General features: G+C 59.1%; 15 protein-coding genes and 1 pseudogene. 2 read left to right on the top strand and 14 right to left on the bottom strand.

Going from position 1 to position 23,808, the window contains the following annotated elements:
• The 4 genes and pseudogenes from CBB91_RS03865 to CBB91_RS03850 form a co-directional block, all read right to left on the bottom strand.
• Positions 1 to 210: pseudogene (locus tag CBB91_RS03865) on the bottom strand (hypothetical protein); the annotation flags it as partial.
• On the bottom strand, positions 207 to 590 hold the full coding sequence (locus tag CBB91_RS03860; RefSeq protein ID WP_272981907.1) for a BlaI/MecI/CopY family transcriptional regulator: 384 nt from the start codon (positions 588 to 590) through the stop codon (positions 207 to 209). The gene CBB91_RS03860 and the pseudogene CBB91_RS03865, both read right to left, overlap by 4 nt.
• Before the next feature lie 128 nt (positions 591 to 718).
• A complete protein-coding gene (locus CBB91_RS03855) occupies positions 719 to 1,000 on the bottom strand; it encodes a hypothetical protein (RefSeq protein ID WP_162175928.1) in 282 nt (93 codons plus the stop codon).
• 91 nt (positions 1,001 to 1,091) lie between these two features.
• A complete protein-coding gene (locus tag CBB91_RS03850; protein WP_273012203.1) occupies positions 1,092 to 1,802 on the bottom strand; it encodes a molecular chaperone DjiA in 711 nt (236 codons plus the stop codon).
• A gap of 188 nt (positions 1,803 to 1,990) precedes the next feature.
• On the opposite strand from CBB91_RS03850, the gene CBB91_RS03845 reads away from it, so the two are divergent.
• Positions 1,991 to 2,536: a fasciclin domain-containing protein gene (locus tag CBB91_RS03845; protein ID WP_273012201.1), complete on the top strand. Its 546-nt coding sequence runs from the start codon at positions 1,991 to 1,993 to the stop codon at positions 2,534 to 2,536.
• 68 nt (positions 2,537 to 2,604) lie between these two features.
• Here CBB91_RS03845 and CBB91_RS03840 read toward each other — a convergent pair whose 3' ends face one another.
• The 6 genes from CBB91_RS03840 to dusA all read right to left on the bottom strand — a co-directional run bounded on the left by CBB91_RS03840 (position 2,605) and on the right by dusA (position 9,958).
• On the bottom strand, positions 2,605 to 3,486 hold the full coding sequence (locus tag CBB91_RS03840) for an ion transporter (protein WP_273012199.1): 882 nt from the start codon (positions 3,484 to 3,486) through the stop codon (positions 2,605 to 2,607).
• Positions 3,487 to 3,575: 89 nt separating this feature from the next.
• Complete coding sequence (locus CBB91_RS03835) at positions 3,576 to 4,046, bottom strand: nuclear transport factor 2 family protein (RefSeq protein ID WP_273012195.1); 471 nt, start codon at positions 4,044 to 4,046, stop codon at positions 3,576 to 3,578.
• A 46-nt stretch (positions 4,047 to 4,092) separates the two neighbouring features.
• Positions 4,093 to 5,817, bottom strand: coding sequence for a hypothetical protein (locus CBB91_RS03830; RefSeq protein ID WP_273012192.1), 1,725 nt, complete (start codon positions 5,815 to 5,817; stop codon positions 4,093 to 4,095).
• Positions 5,814 to 7,304 (bottom strand): response regulator, encoded by a 1,491-nt coding sequence (locus CBB91_RS03825; protein ID WP_273012190.1) that lies wholly within the window; start codon positions 7,302 to 7,304, stop codon positions 5,814 to 5,816. The genes CBB91_RS03830 and CBB91_RS03825 overlap by 4 nt, the downstream gene beginning before the upstream one ends.
• Positions 7,305 to 7,339: 35 nt before the next feature.
• Positions 7,340 to 8,896, bottom strand: coding sequence for a YifB family Mg chelatase-like AAA ATPase (locus tag CBB91_RS03820; RefSeq protein ID WP_273012187.1), 1,557 nt, complete (start codon positions 8,894 to 8,896; stop codon positions 7,340 to 7,342).
• A 90-nt stretch (positions 8,897 to 8,986) separates the two neighbouring features.
• On the bottom strand, positions 8,987 to 9,958 hold the full coding sequence (gene dusA, locus CBB91_RS03815; RefSeq protein ID WP_273012184.1) for a tRNA dihydrouridine(20/20a) synthase DusA: 972 nt from the start codon (positions 9,956 to 9,958) through the stop codon (positions 8,987 to 8,989).
• A 142-nt stretch (positions 9,959 to 10,100) separates the two neighbouring features.
• Between dusA and CBB91_RS03810 the strand changes: the two genes are divergently transcribed.
• Positions 10,101 to 10,772: a 4'-phosphopantetheinyl transferase superfamily protein gene (locus CBB91_RS03810; RefSeq protein WP_273012181.1), complete on the top strand. Its 672-nt coding sequence runs from the start codon at positions 10,101 to 10,103 to the stop codon at positions 10,770 to 10,772.
• Here the strand turns inward: CBB91_RS03810 and CBB91_RS03805 are convergent.
• The 4 genes from CBB91_RS03805 to CBB91_RS03790 all read right to left on the bottom strand — a co-directional run bounded on the left by CBB91_RS03805 (position 10,769) and on the right by CBB91_RS03790 (position 23,780).
• Positions 10,769 to 16,873 carry a beta-ketoacyl synthase N-terminal-like domain-containing protein gene (locus CBB91_RS03805; RefSeq protein ID WP_273012179.1) on the bottom strand — a complete coding sequence of 2,035 codons (6,105 nt, stop codon included), beginning with the start codon at positions 16,871 to 16,873 and terminating at the stop codon, positions 10,769 to 10,771. The genes CBB91_RS03810 and CBB91_RS03805 overlap by 4 nt on opposite strands.
• Positions 16,870 to 17,730 (bottom strand): SDR family NAD(P)-dependent oxidoreductase, encoded by an 861-nt coding sequence (locus CBB91_RS03800; RefSeq protein WP_273012177.1) that lies wholly within the window; start codon positions 17,728 to 17,730, stop codon positions 16,870 to 16,872. The genes CBB91_RS03805 and CBB91_RS03800 overlap by 4 nt, the downstream gene beginning before the upstream one ends.
• Positions 17,731 to 18,320: 590 nt before the next feature.
• A complete protein-coding gene (locus tag CBB91_RS03795; protein WP_273012174.1) occupies positions 18,321 to 22,235 on the bottom strand; it encodes a beta-ketoacyl synthase N-terminal-like domain-containing protein in 3,915 nt (1,304 codons plus the stop codon).
• 27 nt (positions 22,236 to 22,262) lie between these two features.
• Complete coding sequence (locus CBB91_RS03790; protein WP_273012172.1) at positions 22,263 to 23,780, bottom strand: PfaD family polyunsaturated fatty acid/polyketide biosynthesis protein; 1,518 nt, start codon at positions 23,778 to 23,780, stop codon at positions 22,263 to 22,265.
• Positions 23,781 to 23,808 lie beyond the last annotated feature (28 nt).

Here is a 23,808-nt window from a genome sequence, read left to right as displayed (position 1 = left end):
CGGCAAACCCGGCAGGGCCTGAACCGCGACCTGACCAACCCCCGGCATGAAGGCAGACGCGACAAACGGCGCAAACATCAGCGCGGCTGCACCGCGCCAGATAGCCTGTGCAGCTTTGGGCGACGGGTTAAGTGATGATAATGCTGACGCAAGCACCCACAATGCGGCGCTCCAGACAAAGGTCAGGCAAACAAGTCCGAGCACGCTCATGCCTTGTCCTCCTGTTCGCCCTCAGCTGCATTGATGATGGCGTCAAGCTCGTCCAGTTCCGCGTCAGAGAGNTGAGGACTTTCAGCAAAAAGCGCCGCTGGCAGTGGGCCNTCCATATCCAGAACCTGTCGCGCAAGATGGCGAACAAGCCCNCCNAGAGTCGCCGTGCGGTCAATAGCGGCAGTGAACACGGTTATTCCGTGAACATCCTGCCGTGTGACCCAGCCTTTCTCTTCCATACGGGCAATCACGGTCCGGGTGGTTGACGGCTTCCACCCCTGCCCCGGCCCAACGGCATCATGNACTTCGCGNGCACTCTGCCGGCCATGCGCCCAGAGGTGTTTCAGGACATTGAGTTCAGAAGGATTTGGCTGTGACATGGGCACCTCGCTAACANTGACACGAGAACGCTACATTTGTAGCGAGTCCGCGTCAAGTGAAACGTATGCGCCATCCCTTGCAACAGTATTGCAGCGCTTCGTAACTCAATTGTCGGAAAATATCGCGCCTACTCGACGGTCCAGCCGCGCGGCGTACGCCGGGCATCAAGTGTCATGGGCTGTTCATCTGGGCGCTGGGGCGCCGTGCGGCGTACACCCCTACGACCAGCAAACCGCATGACCAAAGCCGCCGCCGCAAGCAGAACGCCCGCAATTGCGGTCATCAGCGCCAGCATTCCGGCGAACAAGACGAGCAATAACCCAATGCACAATTGCGCCGCCAGGCTGATTGCACCTGATACGGCACCTGCAAGCTGAAAACGGGCGGAACTGGAAGCGGTGTGGGTCATCATTCTCTCGTCTGAACAACAAACATGGCGTCAGCGTTGCGTTCCGTCAATGGAATGCAATGCCGATACCATGTGAAATCACGCAATTGCCTCAATCGGGCCGGATGAGCAGGCCGCGTTCCGTGCGGATCTGGGCATAGGCCGCCGTGATCGACGCAGCCTTGGCGTGGGCTGCATCTTCGAATTCCCGTGGCGCGCCCATCTGCACAACGCGGTCAGGGTGATTGTCCGCCATCAACTGGCGATATGCCGCGCGAATGGCGGAAAAGTCGGCATCNTGCGCNACGCCNAGAATGTGATAGGGATCGTCCCCGTCTGGTCCCAGATGACTGGCCTTGATGCGGCGGAATGTTTGCTCAGTGAAACCAAACGCCTCGGAAACCGTGCGCAAATAATCGAGTTCATCGGCCGTAACAACGCCGTCTGCCCCGGCAATCTGAAACAGACCGTCCAGCACGCCTTCCAACAGGCANGGACGGTCGTGATAACGACGGCCAATCTTGCGGGCATACCCTTCATAGCCGCGAACCGTCTGGCGGGCGATGTTGAATACGCGACGCACGCTGTCGGCATCTTCNGGCGCAGCGCGGAANACCCGCGAAAACGTCATGATCTCTTCGTCGGACACATTGCCATCCGCGACGGCCAGCTTGGCGCCAAGGCCAACAACCGCCGCTGTGAAGCCGACATCGTTCGGATCTGGCGCGCAGGCGAAATCGCCCCCGTCGGCGGAATCGCCGTCGGAGTGATCCGGNTCGAACAGGCGACGTCCGCCTTCAAGCAGTCTGGTCCACAAAGACATTTCCCGCAAATCTATACCCCATTTTTCCAGATTTGGGAGAGCGGCATGCTGACAGTTACGTGAAGTACTGCTCACAATTTCAATCGTGAATAATTTTTTAGATTCTGATCCCGCACGCAGGTGGCTCGTACAGAGGGGCGCAGGTGGATATGGTTCCACCCGCCAATTCATATGTTGGACCCCCAGTTATGAAACACCTCATCGCGCTTTCCGCCGCCCTTGCCCTGACCGCAGNTCCTGCATTTGCCGAAACCTGCCAATATACGAAGCAAAAGACTGCCCATCAGGTTGAAGCCGAACTGGTCAAAGGCGAATGGACCAAGATGGACATTGTCGACACCGCAGCAGAAGCTGGACAGTTCGAGACGCTTCTGGCGGCCGCCACCGCTGCCGGCCTGGTTGACGCCCTGAAAGGTGATGGCCCGCTAACCGTTTTTGCGCCAACCGACGAGGCCTTCGCTGCACTGCCTGACGGCACGGTCGAAACTCTGCTGNTGCCGGAAAACAAGGACCANCTCGCCGGGATCCTGAAGCTGCACGTTATCGCCGGCAGCAAAGTGACGTCAGATCAACTCGCCGGACAGACACTCACCGTCGACACGCTGAATGGCGAAGTCGCGATTGACGGCACAAATGGTGTGATGGTGAACGACGCGACCGTCGTGAAAGCAGACATCATGGCCTCGAATGGTGTGATCCACGTCATCGACAAAGTATTGCTGCCGAGCAGCTAGGTCTGTACTCAAGCGCTAGAAATCTGGCCCGCCTGAAACTCTTCTGGCGGGCCTTTTATTGCGGCCGACTACTTCCTTTGAGACTCGACGACTGCCCGCAACGCGGCAATCTCTGACCGCATATCCTGGATCGCGCTCAACACGGCAACACGCCCCTTCTCCGCCGTCATCAGCTCGCCTTCCAGCTCCTCCTCGATCTCGTCGAGTCCCTCNTCAATGATGGCCTGCTGCTCGGCTGCCAGCGAGTCCACGATGAGCGCGATGAAGAGGTTCAGGATGGCGAAGCTGGCAATGAAGATGAAGATCAGGAAGAAAAGCCAGGCGTATGGATTGCCATCGTCAATAACTTTCTGAACCACTTCGAAACGCCAACCATCCATCGTCATGACCTGGAACAGCGAATAGGCAGAGCGCGGCAAATCTCCGAACAGNTCCGTGACTTCCTCATTGTCCGTATTGCCGAACATGTTGGTAGCCATGACTGCGGCGACATACGTGATCAGTGCAAGCACGGCGAAAATCGCGCCCATACCCGGAAGCGCCTTCATCAGCGCTTCCGTGATCCGCCGCATCATTGGGACAATGTGCAGGAGACGCAGCACGCGCAGCACACGGAGTGCCCGCAGCACACCAAATGCGGCACTGCCTGGCACCAGCGATACGCCGATCACGATGAAATCGAACCAGTTCCAACCACGCTTGAAGAACTGCATCCGATAGACGATCAGCTTCAACAGGATTTCGACCGCAAATATGTATGTGATGGACTGGTCGATGACATCCAGCGACCGTACCAGACCGGACGGCAGGCTCGCGCGATAGGTAAGAATACCCAGGATCACAGCATTGATGATAATCAATGCGATGATCGAATGTCGGAACCACGGCTTCTCAACCATGGCTTCCAGAGCAGAATTATGCGTGTCGAAATCGAGCGTTGCGCGTTTCATGGTCTGTGCCGTTCCCCTCCGGTCGATAGGCCACAAGGCGTTCTGCCCGCAACTGCCCGGCATGCCAAGTCATCGGATGTGGATCGCCCCTAGTCGGCTGACGTTGTCGTGTCCGACACGATGACCCATTCANCAGCGATCTTGCGCATGACCAGCGTGTAGAGACCGGACGGGTTGTCGCCNTCTACCTCCAGCATCCAGCGGCCATGCGCGATGGCCGCATCAGGGGAAAGCAGCTCGATCTCATAGTCCGAGGTGATCAATTGGCCCATCTTTTCGGGCGTGTCATACCGCTTTTCGTATCGCTCCAGCGTCGCATCCCANCCCCGCGCGACGTTGCCACCTGAAGCGAAGCGCAAATTCGGCGANTTCCAATAGCCCGCCATGAATGCCGGGATATCCCCGCGATTCCAGGCCTCGTCCTGCGCCTGCAGCACGGCAGTTATTGCGGCGGCCTCCTGCGCTTCAGCTGCGCCGCTCAGATGAGACGATGGCTCAGAATACGTAGCGCACCCTGTAGCAAGGATCGGCAAAATGACCGCNAAAACAGCTGACCGCATCACAAATCTCCNGGTTCGGANCCGCNTNAAAAAGCGGGGCAATGTCCTACCGTTTCAGATAGGCCTGACGGGCCCATTCTAGGGCACTCAGCGCAACCGCAACACCCCCTAGCCAGAAGGTGATGATGAACACGTCATAAAAGCCGTTCTGCTCGATCATTTCGCCAAGCCATGGCCGCCCGAGCGTGCCGATCAGCATCGTCAGGGACGCTAGCAGGGCATATTGAACCGCAGCGAAACGCGGGTTCACCACGGACGTCAGGTATGCCGTCATCGCCACAAGCGCGAACCCGCCCGCGATGTTTTCAGCAAAGATCGTCACCATCAGGCGCGCCATGCGCTGGCCTTGGTCTGACGCGATCATCACCTCCTCCGGCTGCAATTTCGCGGCCCATTCGGCAAAAGCAATCAGCGGCGCATCGAGATGCGTGAACGCGAGGAAGCCATCAACCGCCGCCGCGCCAGCGGCAAGGTCTGCGTAAAGCAGATTGGTAACCGCCGCGACGATGCCGCCAACGAAAAAGACAGGCATCCGGCCCAGCACAGCGATCAACGTCGCGCCAATCAGCGACCCGAGAATTGTGGCGACGACACCGAAGAATTTGGACGCAATCGCAACATCATCCAGCGTGTGGCCGAGGGCATCGAGATCNGTGCGCAGATAGAAGGGATAGGCGAACGATCCCCAGACGGCATCCGTGAACCGGTAGGTCAGCGCAAGAGCCAGCACGAGAATTGTCCACCAGCCGAGCCGGGAAATCAGTTCCATCAACGGATCAAAGATCGCCCGAAACAGGGTGGAGAGCAGCTTGTCACCACGTGTCTGCCCCGCAACAAATAGCGGCGCTTCTGTTGCAACGGCCTTCTGCGTGAATACAAGCAGCGCCGCCACGACGGCCGGTAGCACAACCGTCAGCAAGACAATGATAGGCCCCTGCTCTGACACGAAAACACGTGATGAAATATCAGCGCCAAGCGCCAGCTTTCTCACGACAAAGATACCGATCAAGGTGAAGCCGACCACCCAACTGAGCGATACGANGANNACGGCAGGCAGNGTCACTNTCCTTCGCAGNGACGGCAGGAAGCTCATCCGGCTCGTATCTGGCTTTGAAGAAGATTCCGGCTCCGGCGCAAGCAGACTGCCCAGGACAGTNAAGGCAATGAAGACCGCCATCATGACGTAGGAAACGGTCCATCCAACGCGCGCAGCGACCAACAGGGCGAGGAAACCGGATATGAATCCGCCTGATTTGTAACCGAACTGATACAGCGCCGACATCAGATCCTTGTCTTCTTCGGATCGCGCCACCTCGATCCGCCACGCATCGAGGATCAAATCGTGCGTCGGCCCAATTATGGTGATCACGAAACAGATCAGCGCGACGAGGCCTATGTTCTCGGGCGGATTGCTNAAGGCCAGAACGATCAGGAGCAGCGCTATCACCGACTGGCACAGGACCAGCCAGGATCGCCGCCCCCCAATACGCAAGAAAGGTACATTCCGGGCACGGCCAAACATGGGGGCCCACAAATACTTGAACGAATAGCCGAGCGAGACCAGCGCCAGAACGCCGATTGTGTCCGTATCGATTCCTTCCTGCGTCAGCCAGGCGGAGAGAACCCCGACAACCGCGCCATAGGGAATACTTGCCGCGAATGAGAGGATCAGCATCGCCGCCATACGGCGATCCTTCAACGCCTTGAAGGCGCGAACAGCGCGTGAGGGCTCTTTCACCGCGGGCGGCGTTGGCGCCGATGTATCGCTCATGCGGCGCCTTCGCGCCGGGCGGCGCCGATCGTCCAGTTGATGGCAAGTGTCCGCAAGGCTTCAGCATCCAATGGCTTGGCAGCAACCCCGTCTGCGCCGACCGCCTTGGCTTCGCGTTCAATATTCGGGTTCATTTCGGCGGACACTGCAATGATGGGCATGCGACCGCCGTGCTCGCGGATACGCCGCATGGCTTCAAAGCCATCCATAACAGGCATGCGCAAATCCATCAGGACGAGGTCAGGGGTCATCTGGGCGACAGTCTCCACGGCTTCGCTTCCGGTGGAGGCCACAGTGACGCTAAAACCGGCCGATTCCAAGGCACGACGTGCGATCAAGGCGTTTACCGGATTGTCATCTGCAATCAGAACATGACCTGCGCCGGTTTTCTGTTCCGGCTCGTCCGGCGCCAGCTCTCCCGACCTCACGACAAAGACGCGCTCNGCAATTGATGACGCGCGAAGCGGGCGAACCAGCCAACCGGCACATCCGAGACTACGGAAGCGATCAATTGCGCCGCGATCCTCCGGTCGCAAAACGACCAGAGATGGCTTCTGACTCGCAAAACTGCGGACAAGCATTTCGCGCAAGTCTGCACCGATGAGCAATACATCGACATTGGCTGGGACATCGGGATTGGACGGATTGATCAAGACAGTTCGCACGGACGCCCCGTGCAGCGCGGCTGCGGCGGCGAGGGTCGAGGCAGCAGGCAACCCAACCAGTCCGACAGTCATTTCCAGTTTCGGAAGATCATGGGTTGGCGCCATGTCTGCTTTGGCAAGCGGCAGAAACACATCAAAAGACGTGCCCAGTCCTGGCGCGCCCGAAATCTCGACCTTGCCTCCAAGCAAATCTGTCAATCGTTTTACAATGGCGAGCCCCAGGCCGACGCCGCCATCATTGAACGCATCGCGCGTGGTGGACTGCGTGAACGCGCTGAACAAGNTCTTGCGATCTGCTTCGGCAATGCCCGGGCCGGTATCAATGATCCGGAATTTCAACCCCTCTTCAAGGGCGATCACATCCAGCAGAACCGCCCCTTGCTGGGTGAATTTNAGAGCATTCCCCACCAGATTGAACAGGATCTGCCGTATACGACCNGCATCCCCGGAATAGGTCGGCATNGGCAGAGGATTCGCCCTGACNGCAAGATCAAGTCCGGCGGCGTGNGCGCGAGGACTGAGCAGCTCAATCACTTCGCGGCCAAGNCGGACGGGGCAGAAATTTTCGACTTCCAGATCAACCGCTGACGCATCCAGACGGGCATAATCAAGCACATTGTTGAGAAGATCGAGAAGCCGCGCGCCGCTCATACGGATAGCTTCAGCATACTCTCTTTGAGCTGGCGCAAGCTCCGTTTCCAGGAGCAGGGATACAGTTCCGAGAATGCCGTTCAGCGGCGTGCGTATCTCATGGCTGGCCGTAGCGAGGAATGTGTCTTCCGGCTTACCGACCTGTTCGGGGGATTTTGATGCGTCCGTCATGCCCCTCCCCATAAGGCAAAGCCTTTAGCATTCGTTTAACCGACGAGCCCGTCTTGCGCCGGGATTGTTGATGCTTCCGGCCCTCCAGCCGGGCGNTGCCGATAGGATAACGCCTCCGCGATGTGGATACGGCGGACGCCTTCNGATCCTTCCAGATCAGCAATCGTGCGCGCCACCTTGAGGACGCGGCTATAGCCCCGTGCCGTCAATTGAAGCCTGGCGGCTGCATCTGACAACAAGGCCGCACCCGCCTCATCGGGGGCAGCCGATTTCTCCAATTCCGGCAGCGGCGTGTCAGCGTTTACAGGTCGGCACGTATCGCTTGCCATATGCGCCAATCGCTCGGTCTGAATATCGCGCGCCCGGGCAACNCGCTCCCTCACTTCCGCAGAGCCTTCTGCGGGCGGCGGCAAAGCCAAGTCCACCGCTGTCACGGGTGGCGTGTCGTAGTAAAGGTCAATCCGGTCAAGAAACGGGCCGGACAATCGCGCCTGATATTGCTGTGCACAACGCGGGCCGCGCCTGCATGCGGCCGCGCCCGGTCCTCCCCCGCAACGACAGGGATTCATGGCGGCGATCAGTTGAAACCGGGCTGGATAGCGCACATGCCGGTTGGCACGCGACACGACGGCTTCGCCCGCCTCCAAAGGTTGACGGAGACTGTCGAGAACAGTGGCCGTGAATTCCGGCAACTCGTCCAGGAACAAGACGCCATGATGCGCCAATGACACTTCACCCGGCCGGGCCTTTATGCCGCCGCCGACCAGCGCCGCCATTGACGCAGAATGGTGTGGTGCCCGAAAGGGCCGGCGACGCGACAGTCGCCCTCGTTCCAGCAATCCGGCTATGGATTGTATCTGGGAGACTTCCAGCAATTCCCGGGCAGACAGTGGAGGCAATATCCCCGGCAAGCGCTGCGCCAACATGGATTTACCTGAGCCCGGCGGCCCGCAGAACAGGAGATTATGCCCACCGGCAGCGGCAATTTCGAGCGCGCGCTTGGCACCCTCCTGGCCTTTGACATCCCGCAGGTCTGGCCCCGCAGGCGGTGTGGCAAGCTCCCCCGGCTGAGGCGGGGAAATTACTGCGCGGCCCGTAAAGTGATTGATCAATGCGATGAGGCCAGTTGCCCCGACAACGCTGCCGCCCGCCCAAGCCGCCTCTGCGCCACAAATCTGTGGGCAGATTAGCTGGAGATCCATTGCCTCTGCTGCCATAGCCGCAGGCAACACACCTAATGTCTCCCCCAATGAGCCGTCGAGAGACAACTCGCCGATCGCTGCATAGGATTCGAGCTGATCTGGCGGGACCACGCCCATCATGGCGAGAATTGCCAACGCAATTGCCAGATCGTAGTGGCTGCCTTCCTTGGGCAAGTCCGCAGGCGCAAGGTTCACAATGACACGCTTTGGTGGCAATGCGAGGCCAAGAGACGCGAAAGCAGCCCTGACACGTTCGCGGCTTTCGCCAACGGCCTTGTCCGGAAGTCCGACAATATGAAATGCGGGTTGCCCGCCCGTCATTTGCACCTGCACGTCGACGGGTTGCGCCTCAACGCCTTCAAACGCAAATGTCGTGACCCTACAAACCATGTCCAAACCCCTTCAACCTGGGTGAAATGGTTAACAGAACTCCGCGAACAAATAAAGAACGAAATTCCGAAAAGTTGAAACGCCTTTACATCAGGCGTCGTGCATCACAGCGCTGAGCGCTTCGTCCAGAACCTCAAGGCCCGCGCCCTTTCGCACCGCTTTTTCAGACAGGGTACGACGCCACTGACGCGCACCGGGGCGGCCATTGAACAGACCCAGCATGTGCCGCGTCATGCCATGCAGTCCCATACCTTCTGCCAGGCGATCCGCCATGTAAGGCCGATATGCTTCGATTGCCTCGAAAGGCGATACCGCTGCCCCTTCGCCAAACAGGGCTGCGTCGATCTCTCCGAGCAAGGCGGGCGTCTGATAGGCCGCGCGCCCGAGCATAACGCCATCGAACGTATCCAGATGCTCTAGGCAATCTTCAAGGGTCGTGATGCCGCCGTTCAGAACAATGGTCAGGTCGGGCCGGGCAGCCTTCAGCCGCGCGACAAGTCCGTAGTCGAGCGGCGGAATATCCCGGTTCTCTTTCGGGCTGAGCCCTTTCAGCCAGGCTTTGCGCGCATGCACCGTAAACACATCACACCCTGCGGCGCTTACGGTTTCGACGAAGCCAAACAGGGTTTCTTCCGCTGGCAGATCGTCAATCGCGATGCGACATTTCACTGTGACTGGAATGGACACGCGAGCCCGCATCGCGCTTACACAATCGGCGACTTCCTGCGGCCGAGCCATCAGGCATGCGCCGAATGCCCCAGACTGAACCCGGTCTGATGGACATCCGCAGTTTATGTTCACCTCGTCATAGCCGAACTGTTCTGCAATCGCAGCGGCCTCGGCGAGCTTGACGGGTTCATTCCCCCCGAGCTGCAGGACGATCGGGTGCTCTGCCTCCGAGTAGCCAATCAAGCGCTCCCGATCACCATGAATTACCGCATCTGCGGTCACCATTTCTGACCAGAGCAGCGCACGCTTCGACAAGCACCGATGAAACATGCGGCAATGCCTGTCCGTCCAGTCCATCATCGGCGCAATGGAGAAAGTATAATTCAAAGGCATGGCGGAAATCACTTGGGGGCGGCGGATTGGAACGAGTGCGCCTTCTAGCGGAAATAAGTGGCCTGTGCATATTCTTCGCTGCACAATCGCGTTTCCCTACCGTTCCAAAAGTCACAGGCACAAGGCTTGCAGCTGGTTCTACATGGTTTCCATCGACCCATTCGCTTTCCATTTTGACGCTCATGTGCCGGATCACACGATTGTTCGGATCATGGATCATGCGGATGTTGCCGCACACTCCGGCATGCTGAGCACGGTGGATATCCAACGGCTTGCCATGCTCAAAGATGCGGGAAAGCGCCGCGATCTTGAACGCTCGCTGATCGCCGTAAAGCGGGAATTGGCGGATCTGACGGGAAAATCCGCCTCCCAAGTAGACGTGACGCACGATAGCAAGGGTGCCCCTGCCCTTTCATCCTCACCCGGCATGCACATTTCGATTTCAAGGACCGCTGGCTGGTCGGCCGTGGCAGTGTCGCGGCAAAATGCCTTGGGGATCGATATCGAGCATATGCGTCCCGTCGACTGGACGTCTATGCAGAACATGGTGTGTACGTCGGAGGAAACGGCATTTCTGTCCAGGCTGGGAGCTGATGCGCTCCCCGCCTTCTATCGTCTATGGACCGCAAAAGAAGCTGTGATGAAAGCCGTCGGCGAAGGATTTCGTATGGGCGCGCGCAGCCTGAGTCTTCCGAATGCGTTCCTGACAGGAGCAGAACCACACGCTCTCATTTCGACCGGACACGGAGTCTTCAGCGTAAGCTGCACTCATCATGATCATCTCATGGTCAGTTTGGCGACCGCCACAGACTAGACCCGGTCTTCCAGAGCAAGACTGAAGGGACCAACTTCATACACCCGAAGCCCATCNCGCCACAGACTGCCNCGAGCCGTAACCAGATATCCGTTTCCCCGCTCTTCAATCGAGGTGATTTCCATTACGGTTACGACCTCTTTCTTATCGGGCGTTACCTGACCTCTATAGCTCCATTTGAAGGGTGCGCCGGTTGCGATGGTTTNGAAANGCGGACTGCTCATCCCCTGATCCATTCCCTTGAGCAGGATGGCACGCGCAAGAAGCTGCGAGAGGGCATCGAGACCAAGTGAGCCTGGCTGAACTGGATCCTGATAAAAGTGCGCCTTGAAATACCANGCATGAGGATCAACCACCTGTCGCCCTCTTATCAGACCAAGCCCCGCTTCGCCGCCCTCGGCATCAAAATAGTCAACGCGGTCAAGCATGCGAAGCTGGCCACTGGGCAGGCGTTTCTCGATCCTCTTCGTCTTCACATTCTGGCCTGGTAGTTCGAACGCGTCTCGGAAATGAGGTTTGTCTGACAGGCCCGCCTGCCGCGCCAGTGCGGCAGCCGGGAAGAAACCAAACTGGGTCGTCAACTCCAGTACAGGCTCACCGCTGGCCAAGCTTACCTTCACGGCAAATGTAACAATCGTCATTGGTCCGACACGGGAGAAAGCAGTCAGCTCACTGTCGACAACCAATGTGCCGTCTTCTGGTCTCAGTTCACGGTGAAGGACACCTTCGCCTTCCAGGTTTCGGAATTTGAGGTCCCCAGAGAGCGCGAAACCACAATGGCTGGCCAGCCAACCGCAAGGCTGCAGTGCNATCTCGGACAGAACGGCAAAAGGCATGGCGCCATTGCGATTGTCGTGGAAGTACCAGGCATCTGGTGGAATGTCATATTCCGCACGAACCCGCGCGCCTTTTTCCGGAACTCCCGGACGCGTCGACACATCCAGAACGCGCGTCATCATATGATAGGGGTCCTGAGGCAGGCGCGGCACGATACCTTCCCGGTCGAACCGATCATACATGTCGCCGAAAGCTGCTGACGGCGCACCATTGGCGCAATCAAGCAAGGCTGCATGATCTCCACGACTCTCGCCCTGAGGGCCTGTCCGGATCGGTTGTTCAGCGACACGAGGCACCGGCCAATCCCTGCGCAAGCGCAGACCAAAGCGCGGGCAATGGAAGACCTTCTTGCCATCGGAGCTCGCCAATAAGGAGGCGTAGATTTCGGGGGCCTCGCCATCGACGATCTCATCGATGAACACTTCATAAGTCACGTCATGATCTGCATCCGGAATGACCTGTCCCCGGCACACGAACTTCGCCATATGCCCNGGCATTGGCTCAAAGACATAGCCATCCCGTTCGGTTAGCAGGCCCGCCGCCGCTGCGTAGAACTCCAGCGTCTGAACAGCCGCCTCTGCCATCAGGGTCCCCGGCATGCAGGGATCATTGTGGAAATGACCGTTGTAGAACCAGGCGTCCTTCGGCACATGCGCGCGAGCCTTGAGATACCCCCTGCCCCATGGGCCTCCATGTGGATCGAACATCTCCACATCATCGAACAGGGCAAGACGATCATCAGGCAAGCGATGCGGACGAGAGCGGGCTGCTGCCAGTTCGAACCCATCACCGAAGCAGGCCCATGCATCACCAGCCCGATAGGCTGCGATATCTTCGGCAGTGAAAGCGCGCTTGCGGCTGGCGCCCTCCGCCTTGAACTCNGCAGGCTGAGCGGTTGGTGGCGCGTCCTTTGTGGCATCCCACATGACGCCTTTTCCGGACGCAAGTTCGTCATCACTGAAGAAACCAGCCTGTCCATTGCGCACCGAGAAGACGCGACGATCACCCGCCAAACAATCGTATTGGAAGAAGAACATCCGCACGCCAGCCAATGTGGCGTGACCCGTTATCTCGATCTGNAAGCGTAGCGTTTCGCCAGGCTCCGGCAGGCCTCCGTCATGGAATGTGATTTCACACCCAAGCAGGCGGTAGACACGGTCATTCTGGTTCTTGAAGTCTGCCCCCATCCAGCCAATCAAGGTCAAATCCGCCTGGCCACTTTCAATCAGCGGCCCCGGCCTGATGCGACCGTCATGGATGAACCACTGGTCCCCAGTCAGATCCGTTTCGGTCCAGATGACACCGGTGCTCTCCACCCCTGCTTCAGCGTCGATTCCGGTAATCCGATCCACAAGCAGCAAAGGCGGCGCTGGCAGCCGAACTTGGCGGTCGTACGTATCCTGCTTCCTGAAGCTTTTNCCAAAAAACTCCGACATTTTCTCGCGAGCAGATTTCTCAATCTCCGGATAATCCCAGTTTGGTCCCACCGGCGTACGCGGCAGCAANGGCTCTGTACCCGCAATCACCTTGCGGGGCGGCGGTAATCGCCGGTCCGACGGAGGCGGCGCAAAGTGAACTGGCTCATCCATCGTCGCAGCGGGACTTGATGGAGGGTAGACAATATCAGAGAGCGCAGGTGCTGCGGGCATCCTGAAGGATGATGCAAGCGGGGGAACGATTGGCGGCGCGTAGGGGACCGGCCGAGTGAGTGGCCAAGCTTCGGGCCGCCTTGACGCATTGCGCCTCGCTGCGTCCAGTGCCTCCGCGACTGGCTTCATCTTGATGGCGCGCCCGTCTGCGAACAGGAATGCCGCCAACTCCGCAATCTGGGACAGGTCAGCAGATTCGATCCGGTCTGTGGCGACAGCCTTGAACTGCTTGCCTTCAAGAATGTTCGCCAGAGCAGATGTCAGTGTGTCTCGTGGGCCAAGCTCGACGAATGTTCGNACACCATCCTTCCATGCTCGCTCGACTGTGGGNGGAAAGTTTACCGTATCGACGGCCTGCCGGGTAAGCATGTCTGCNGCCAGTTCGCTTGTGGGCTCATAGGCTGCATTGATGGCGTTGGCATAGAGACGAACGTCTTTCCCTTTATGTAGCTTGCGCGTGTGCAGACGCCGCCAGGTTTCTGCGAATGGTTGCATCGCCTTGGCATGGACGATGAGGTGCTGATGCATCTTCGCGCCACTGCCGGGCCCCAATGCTGCGCAAACCTGTCGGCAGGCTTCGGCNGGGCCACCAATCATGCAGTCGGTCCGCGAATAAATGATCGTGATCTCGACACCGTCATGTTGTGTGACTTCTGCTTTTACGGCCTCAACCGGCGCCTGCACCCGCCAATTCGTCCAGTCCGCTGGAACGTTCGGTCCCCAGGCCTTTTTCGCAGTCTCGAAATCTCCTCCGATGTGACGCTCGTACATGGCCGCGTCAGAAATCTCGTCCAGCAGTGCGCCGGNATCTCGCCAGAATCCAAATGCGAACAGGGCATTGCTNTCGCCAAGCGACAGTCCGAGTGCGGCATCCGCTTTCACGCCGAGTATATCCTGCAGAAGGATCGCGTGTGCCTGGCTCAACAAGGTACCGGCGCACAATTGTTCAAATTCGCTCAGACTGGCGCGCGCCAACAATGGTGCAATCTCTTCAGCCTTGTCGAGTTTTGACAGGCGCTGACGCAATTCCGGAAATGCTGAAAGCAAGCCGCGTCCCATACGCGGATATACGGCGGCCGATCCAGTAAACATGAAAGCCAGCTCACCTTCGGGCTTGCCCTCACCAAACTGAATGCCCTCCCCGTCTGGAATTTCATCCTGCTCCAACTGTTTTTGTACGGATTTCTGCCGCTCCCGAAGCGCGTCTTCTGTCGGCGCGAGAATTGCGATGCGGCATTTCCCTCTGCCCCCCGCCTTCCCCGATGCAATTCGACTCGCGAGCGTTGCCTTGTCCTTTCCGGCAGCCCAATACAAATATGGCGTCGGTCGCAAGGCATCCGGCACAGGCCTGGCGTCTGCAGGGCAGAAGGAGAGCGCGCCTGTACAATTCGCAGGCGTCGAGCGTGCTACAATTTCCAAGGCCTCTGGCGAACTTCGCAGATCGGGAATTGCCCCGCCAGCCGTCAGCATATGGCCGCGCGCGGCCAATTGCGCGTTTAGCGCCAGATCGAACACGACAGATGCACACGGAGCGACTCCAAACACCTCGTCCAAGACGCTTCCAGTAGAGGCTTGTGTTCTGGTCCAATCAACAAACTCTATTGATCCGAAACTATGATCCTTGGCAGACGCTGCGTCATCCGCACGCTTGAGCACTAGCGCAGCAGCCTGATCACCCGGCTGGACCGTGACTCCAAGTTCAGCCAAAACTGACACTCTGACCGGCTCCGCCGCGAAGTCTGCCGCCGCAACAATTACCATATCCAGCCGCGCGCTGCCGAGCGCCTCAAGGGCGAGATCAAGCGCGGCAAGGCCGGATGCCGCTTCCGCCGACACCGAGAACCCCATGCCATGAAAATCGTGAGCGTAGGTAACGCGATTGGCCGTCATGTTCGCCATCGCCCCCAGCACTGTTGAGGCTNGTAATGGCGGCGCCACAGCAGCCTCGGCTTGCACCAGCGCATCAGAATNCGAGCGCANGGCTGTGAGCGCAGACAGACGCTCTCTCAGCAACCAACGCGCAGAGTCCGACGCGCACCCCATTGCTGTGAAGATGCCGACGCGCTGAGGATCGACAGGCGCTACCGAGGACAGTGCCTCCTCAACCACATCCAATATCGCCAGCTGTTGCGGCTCGGCCTCAAGCAAATCCATTGGGGGTGTGCGAGCAGCTCTGGGGTCCGCGCCAATCTTCCGGCAAGGCCCGACGGGTTTCAACGGAGAATTCATGATCCTGCGCGTCACGGCGTCCGCACCGCGATCAGTTCCGGCCATGAGACCGGTGCCGCAAATCACCACTTGTGGACGTACGGATACGGGATCGATCGGCTCTCTTTGTTTCGCATTTGGATCATACTGATCCAGGATCAAATGGGCATTATTGCCCCCAAATCCGAAATTGCTGATCGCAGCTCGGCGGACACCGCCTTTCATTTTCCAAGGCGCGGCATTCTGGACGACGGTGAGTCCGCCCTCCTGAACTGGTCCGATCAAGTCCCCGGCGACCGGCGTTGGCGGCAAGCTCTCACGTTTGAAAGCTTCGGTCAGCTTCAGAAGACTGGCCAGCCCAGCCGCCGTGATCAGATGCCCGGTATTTGCCTTCAATGAACCAATGGCGAGAGTCTCATTGTCGGCGAACATTTCGGTGGATGCCTGCACTTCGACACCATCACCCGTCGGTGTCCCGGTCGCATGGCACTCCAGATAGGACACACTGGCCGGGTCCAGTCCAGCCATGTCATAGGCACGGCGCATTGCTTCTCGCTGACCATCACCAGAAGGTGCCAGCAACCCTTTGCGTCGGCCATCATTGGACAGACCAATGCCACGGATCACGCCATGAACCCGGTCTTTCTTGCGGACGTCTGACAAACGCTTCAAGACAACCGCCACCGCCCCCTCAGAGGGTACAAGTCCGTCCGCCCCGTTTACAAATGGACGGGATTGCCCGGTCGGACTGAGCGCTTTCAAAGCATCGAACCCGATATGCAGGATAAGATTGTCCGCTGCGTTCACGCCCGCTACGAGCGCGCAGTCTATCGCTCCCGACTGCAACCTGCGGCAGGCGATCTCCAGCGCATAAAGCGAGGAGGCACAAGCCGCATCAAGGGAAAAGGCCGGACCTGACAATCCCAGAACATCAGCAATCAGGTGTGGCGGAAGGGACGCGTTCAACGTCGCTCGCGGATTTTCGGCCTTCTGCCCGGCCCAGAATTCGGCTGCATGTTCCGCGTGCGCCATAGACGGATAGGACAGGTTCGCGACGAATACGCCGCCCTTCCCCTTGCGAACTTTTGGTGTGCGCGCGTCAGACCATGCGTCCAGCGCAGCGCGCAAGGTCCACCCACAAACCGGATCAGCAAGGGCGGCTGCCTGCCAGGACTCGGAGGCGTCATTCGGACGGAAGGCTGCTTCGAACCCATCAACGGTTCCGGACACATATGCGCGGGAGAGCGCTTCCGACTCAGACAATCCCAGATGATTGGCCGATACTGGCCCGTACACGATGCGCTTGTTGAACACGATATCGCCGAGCTCTGCCGGGCTCATTGCGCCTGGCAAGACACACCCCTGTCCGACGATTGCGATCGGTTCGAACTGGTCTGACATACTCATCCTGCCCACTCATCCCCGATCAGAAGCTCAACTTCACTTCGTTCACCCTGCAGGATTTGATCAGCGAAGATACGTGCGCCATCTTCCAGACCGATCAGGGAAATACCACGCGAAGCAAAATGACCCGCAAGAGACGAGTCGACCATGCCGCCAGCCCAAGGCCCCCAGCAAAAGCTCTTCACAATGGCGTCAGGCAAATCGGCAGAGAGCTTTCTCGCCATCGCGCCCAACCAGGCATTCGCCATAGCGTAGTCACTCTGTCCGACATTTCCGAATACGGCCGATGCGGACGAGAAAAGGCCGACATGGCGGAGCTGTGATAGATCGATAGCTTCCAGCAACATGGCCAAGCCTTCAACCTTCGGCCCGAAAACATACGCGACATCTTCGCGGGATTTCTTGAGAGCCAGCCCATCCGACAGCACCCCTGCCCCGTGGACGAGTCCTGTAATGGAGCCATACTGTTGTGAGACTTTCGCAATGGCGGACTGGATACTCGCACGATTTGACATGTCGGTGCGTAAATACACTGCTTGCGCGCCGGACATCGAAATATCGTCCAGCGTCTCTCGAATCTCCTGACCCGCCAGCAGAGCTTTCGCCTGTCGATCGACGTCCGGAAGCGATGGCGTCTGACCGCTCGCGCGAGCGACCGAAATCAGCGCCCCGCGCAACTGTTTCATGTCGCTTGTAACGTCCATCCCTTCTGGCCACGGGACAATGTCTGAGCGGCCCGCGAGCACAAACACTGAGCCGGACTGTCTGCGAGCGAGCTCTTTCACACACGCCGCGGTTACGCCGCGCGCACCGCCTGGAACGAACCAGACATTTGACGCTTCGACGACGGCTCGGCTCAATCGAGGTGCTTGGTGAATTGCTTGAATGGCCGCTCCTTGCCGTGTCAAAACCGCGTCAGACAAATCGGTACCCAGAGCGGTCGTTACCAAATCGGCCCACCCAGTTACGCGTTCGCCAGCGGGCAAACTCCACGTCACCACATCATGGTTCGGCCATTCCTGACGCAAAGTTCGCGACAGTCCAGACAGCCCACACAATTGATCAGCAGCCGCCTCAGAAGACGGCTCCAACATGATTATCCGAACGCCGCGGTCATGAAACTGCCGACACAGATTCAAGGCCTGCCAATGCCGTTCCGTGACAGGAAGACCTGAATGCCCTTCCGTGAGGATGACAGTGCGAAAGTCATCAGATGCCTCGCCCAGAATCCCTGCCTGCGCACCTTGCGACTGCAGGAACTCGACAAGGGCATATGCAAGCTCCGGCGCCGCACCCGATACTGCGAACGGCCCCTGCGCAGCGATATCGACAACCCTGCTGAAGGGCTGTGATGCGCCGAGTGAAACGACACGTACTGAACTTTCATAGTCCGGAACCGAACCGGCCTGAGGGCCGGGACGGGAGAGCGCGGCTGGCGCTCCGCCGCCCCCTACCCAAAAAAATCAGCGATCGCCCGGATCGTGCGCAAGTCGGCAAGAACCTCTGGATCGACTTCGGGCAGCTCCGGGTGCTGATCGCGCAGGGCGGACAAGATTTCCACCTGCTTGATCGAATCGACCCCAAGCTCGCCCTCAAGGTCCATGTCATCTTCCAGCATATCTTCCGGATAGCCGGTCTTCTCCGCTATCAATGCCCGAACTGTATCGGCGGAAATGCCGCCATTGGCCGCGCCCCTTTCCGGCTCCGACACACTCACAGGCGCCGCAGCTGGGGCCGCCGCTCCCGTGCCGGATGCATCAATCATTTCGGCAATTGCCGAAATCGTGCGCAATTCAACAAGCTGTTCAGGGTCGATTTCCGGGAGGTCCGGCATGCGCTCTCTCAGCGTAGAAAGAATCTCCACCTGCTTGATCGAGTCGACGCCGAGTTCGCCCTCCAGATCCATGTCCGGTTCAAGCATATCCTCCGGATACCCCGTCTTCTCTGCAATTATCGCGCGGACCAGGCCAACCGAATCTGCCCCCAGTACCGGCTGCGTGACTGCAGGCGCTGCCACGGGCGCAGGACTGGCAGGTTTCGGCGCCGGAGCACTTTTTGGAACCGGTTCGGGTTCAGGTGCTGGCTCGGGCGCGTCCTCATGATAGGCCCCATTAGCTTGCGACTGAACGACAGGAGATGGCGCAGCAACGGGCGCCGGCTTCGGTGCTGGAGCAGGCGCTGGCAACGCGGCTGGCTTTGCCGGCTCGCTCGGCGTTTGTCCGGCAAGTTGAACCGCGACATTCAGAAATGCCGAATGCGCCGTCGACATGGCTGCCATATAATCCGCGTGGCGTTGGGAAACTTCCTGCATGATACGCTCAGTGGTCGAAGCGGGTGCTGCAGGTGCGGAACTTTGTACCGAAGCGAAATACGGGCTCGGTGCGGACGGATCTTGGGTCATGGAAGCGCCTGTCTGTTCTGGAAGGTCTTGAGCAGCCGGACGTGGTGAAACCCCAGCCCGGACCGAAGGAGGAGCGGATGATTCCGCCATGGTGGATTTCGTGGGCATCGCTGGCTTTTCGGGGTTCGGTGTCGCGCGCCCCTCAGCGCCCTTGGCCGGCGGATACGGCTTGTTGTAATTGCCGCCAGTGATCTTCACTGCATGCTTGGACGGAGCTGGATTGGGCGGTTGTGGCGGAAGTTCAGCAAACAGCGCCGGATAGTCGAGCTCGATTCCTGCTACGCCCAACGTAGCAATCGCGAGCAGGAACTGGTTCACCCCATTGCGCCGCTTGTGGTCCAGCGAAATGGCGAGATGAGGCCGATCACCCAATATATGACCGACGAGACCTGTCACGACGCCGCCTGGACCGACTTCGACGAAAACCCTTGCTCCGTCCGCATACATGGCCTCAACCTGCTCACGGAAACGCACCGGCTGGATCAGCTGGTCGGCGATGAATGCCGGCAATTCGGCGACTTTCGCATCATACTTCCGGGCGGTGGCATTCGCATAGACATCAAGCTTCGGCGCGCGGAGCTTCTGCTTAGCAAGCAGCTTTTCAAAAGGCGGCACCGCCTCTGCGACAATCTCGGAATGGAAGGCGGTGGCCACCGGAAGCATCCGCGCCTTAAGGCCTCGCGCGTCGCATTCCGCCTTGGCCGCCTCAACTGCCTCCTGCGCACCTGAGAGGACGACTTGGTCCGGACCATTATCATTGGCCAGCACCAGGCCCTGACCCACTGTTTGCAGCACGGGTTTGATCGCTTCTGCATCCGTCTGAACCGCAAGCATCGCGCCCTTGGTGTTGCCAGCTGCCTTCGCCATCAGGGCGCCGCGCTCCGCCGCAACTGTCAGCGCGGTGTCAGCATTCATTACGCCGCCAAGGTGCAACGCCATGATTTCCCCGAAACTGTGCCCGGCGGCCATGTCTGCTTTGAGGCCAAGCTGCGATAGCAGCCCCAATTGCGAGAGTGCGACCGCCGCGATGGCGGGCTGGGCATGCTGCATCTCTGTCAGAGTCTGCGTTTGAGCGCCGAAGTCGACTTGATCAAAGGCGGCAGGTGGAAAGGACAGTCGATCCAACCGCAACCTGCCGGTACGTTTGTGACCGGCCGCCCTGTCCCATGCCTCACGCGCCAGAGGGAAGGCCATCGCCAGATCAGAACCCATGCCGACATACTGACTACCCTGGCCAGAAAACATGAAAGCAGTTTTGCCAGTCAACGGCGCGTCCAGCGAGGCAACGCAATCAGCCTTGAACGGACGGACACCGATCTCGCCAGCCCTGATCTGCTGGGACAGGCTTTCTGTTTTTGACTTCAGATCCGCCAGAGACTCAGCAATGATTGCTGCGCGCGCCGGAGCGTCAGCCCTGAAGGCAGCGTGCGTTTGCGACGCGGCGTACGCCAGCCCGGCTTCGTCTAGCTGACCAGGTGCGGCCTCAATCGCGGAGGCAAGCGCATTGCCCGAATCCGCACTAAACAAAAAGAGCTCAGCTGGCATCACCCGATAAGGCTTCGCCGCTGTCTTGCCGAGATACTCCTCCAGCGTCACATGGAAATTGCTTCCGCCAAATCCGAATGAACTGACAGACGCGCGGCGCGGGCGCTTTTTGGGCGCAATCCAGGGGCGAGCCTCGGTGTTCAGGTAGAAGGCTGGGCTATCCTTGATGACTTCCGCAGGTTCTTCAATCTTGATTGTAGGCGGAAGGATTTTACGACTGAGCGCATTCACGACTTTGACAAGACTGGCGGCGCCGGCGGCGGCCTTCGTATGTCCGATCTGGGACTTGATGGACCCAAGCGCGCACCAAGGCGCTTCAGACTCAACCTCACCGAAAACCAGATGCAGTCCNTCCAGCTCAGCCTTGTCACCGGCTTTCGTCCCGGTGCCATGCCCTTCAACCAGGTCGACGGCTTCCGGGCCGTACCCCGCTTGCTCATAGGCACGCCTCAAGGCGCGCGCCTGCCCTTCTGGCACCGGCGCATAAATGGCTGTGCCTTTACCATCTGATCCACCGCCAAGTCCCCGGATCACCGCATGGATCGTGTTGCCATCGCGTTCCGCATCTTCGAGGCGGCGCAGCGCCAGCATGCCGATCCCTTCACCAAGCATGGTGCCATCGGCTTCGTTCGAGAACGGCCGGCAGTCACCTGTTGGCGACAAGGCCGGCGTTTTTGAAAAGCACATATACATCAGGATGTCATTGAGCGCGTCGACGCCACCAGTCAGCACCGTGTCGCTGTCGCCCGAGCGCAGTTCATGCAACGCGATGCTCAGTGCAGAAAGACTTGAGGCACATGCCGCGTCAGTGACCATGTTGCTGCCGCCAAGATCAAACCTGTTGGCAATCCGTCCGGCTACGACGTTTCCGAGCAGTCCCGGAAATGTCGCTTCCTGCCATTCGACATAGTGGCTTTCGATCCGCTCGGCGAGCGCAGTGACTTCACTTTCCGGCAGTCCGGCTTCGCGCATGGCATTGACCCAGACCGGCCGTTGGAGACGACCTGCCATATGCGCCGTCAACTCGGTAGCAGACGCTACACCCAAGACCACGCTCGTACGAGATTTGTCGATCCGACCCTCGCTATCACGCTCAATATCCTGAAGCGTCGCATATGCCGCGACCAGCGCCAGCAACTGTGCTGTATCCGTCCCCTCCATCGCCTTTGGAGGGATACCGAAGGTCAGCGGATCGAAAGCGACAGGATCAATGAACCCGCCCCGCCTGCCATAAGTCTTGTCCTTCGTCCTCGGATCACTGTCATAATAGTCTTCGGTCAGCCAATGCGTGGACGGCACATCCGACAGCAAGTCGCGTCCCTCGAACACATCACGCCAGAACCCGGTCACATCCCCGCGCCCTGGGAAGATCGCGCCCATGCCTACAATGGCAATCGGTGTGGCGGCTTTTGAACTCATGGCTTGCTGACCTTGTAAGACATCATATCAGAGAAACCTTTTTGGCGTGCAGGAGAACGCAGTGGGCGGCACAGCAATGCCTGCAGCGCGCATTTGCCCTGCTCGCGTCAATCGTGCCGCACCTTCCATCAGATTCAGGGCGATCTGGCGAACCGTCCGGTTCTCGATTGGCTCCAGAAATGTGCCAGCNACCCATTCATTGAATGCGCCCTGGGCTGGCCCGCACCAGATCTGATAGTCCGAGGCCTTGTCGGCCACACCCTCACGCGCCCATTGTGCGCCCATGAACAGATAGCGACGCGCCACGAGCGCCAGCCGCTTGTTCCCATCCGCCTCAGCGCGCGCCGCTTCCTTCGGGTTTGATTGCAGCATGAAGGCTCGTGTCTTCTGCCAGACATCGTCAAATGGCTCGCCCAATACGTCTTCCAGCCAGGCCCGATCCTTCTGTGTCATCGTTTCGAACGACAAGCCCGCCTTGTAGAGCGCGTGCAGTTTGCGCCCCCGCATGGCGAACAAGGTTCCGCGCTTCAGCACCTGCACCTCGACGCCCTGTTCGAACATGTCCGCTGCCGGAGCCATCCCGACATCGGCTGGCCCNGCCTTGGCNAGCAATTGTCGCGCAGGTTCGGACAAACCCGACTCGATNGCCGCCTGATTGATTGATCCGGTCAGGACATAGGCTGCGCCCATCTGGAACGCCGCCGCTACGCCGTGNGGTGTGGCAATNCCGCCGCCCAGGCCGATACGGATCATGTTCGCATCGANACCCGTTTCCGCGGCTACTTGATCACGCGCAATAGACAGNGATGAAAACAAGGGNGCCGNGGCGCGGTTGTCGGTGTGACCACCGCTATCNGCCTCAGCNGTNATGTCGAGTGCGACAGGAACCTGCGCCGCNAGTTCGGCCTGCTCCGGCGATATGCGATTTTCTGATACCAGCGCGCGCAGAATTTTCTCTGGCGCAGGCTGCATGAATTGCCGCGCGACTTCAGCGCGCGATACTTTCGCGAAAACATGATTGGCGCGCCGGATGCNGCCTTGTCCGTCCCTCGACAAGCCAAGCGCTGTGTATCGGACGACTTCTGGCGACAAACGCATATAGGCTGACGCCGAAACGCGCCTGACGCCCATCGACAGGAACAAGTCCACGACTTCTGCTTCGTAGCCCGGCTGTTGGGGTGAATGAATCAGATTCGCACCCCAAGAGGTTTGCCCCTGCGCAATGCCTGCCTTGATTTCCTGTATGCCCGCCTGGATCGTGTCGGGCTTCAGTCCGGCGCTGCCATAGAACCCGACACATCCTGCTCGAACGGCTTCGATAACCATCCTGGGCGTGGCGATGCCCCGTGCCATTTCGCCGACGACATAGTTGAANCGNGCACCATGCGCCTGTGCAAACGCCGCGTCTCCCAGCCATTCCGGATAGATCGCAGGTAGAGATAAAGATCGCGCATCTGCCGACTTCGCAACCAGCACGCCATTCTGGACATGCACATCCACATTCTCGCGAACGCAGTCCAGAATCTGATCCACCGACCGATCCATAAAGCCTTCCTGCCTATCACCCCCGAAT

The organism is Hyphomonas sp. TMED31 (assembly GCF_002172815.1).
GTDB classification, from domain to species: Bacteria; Pseudomonadota; Alphaproteobacteria; order Caulobacterales; family Hyphomonadaceae; genus Hyphomonas; species Hyphomonas atlantica.
This window is presented reverse-complemented; position numbering and strand designations above follow the sequence as displayed.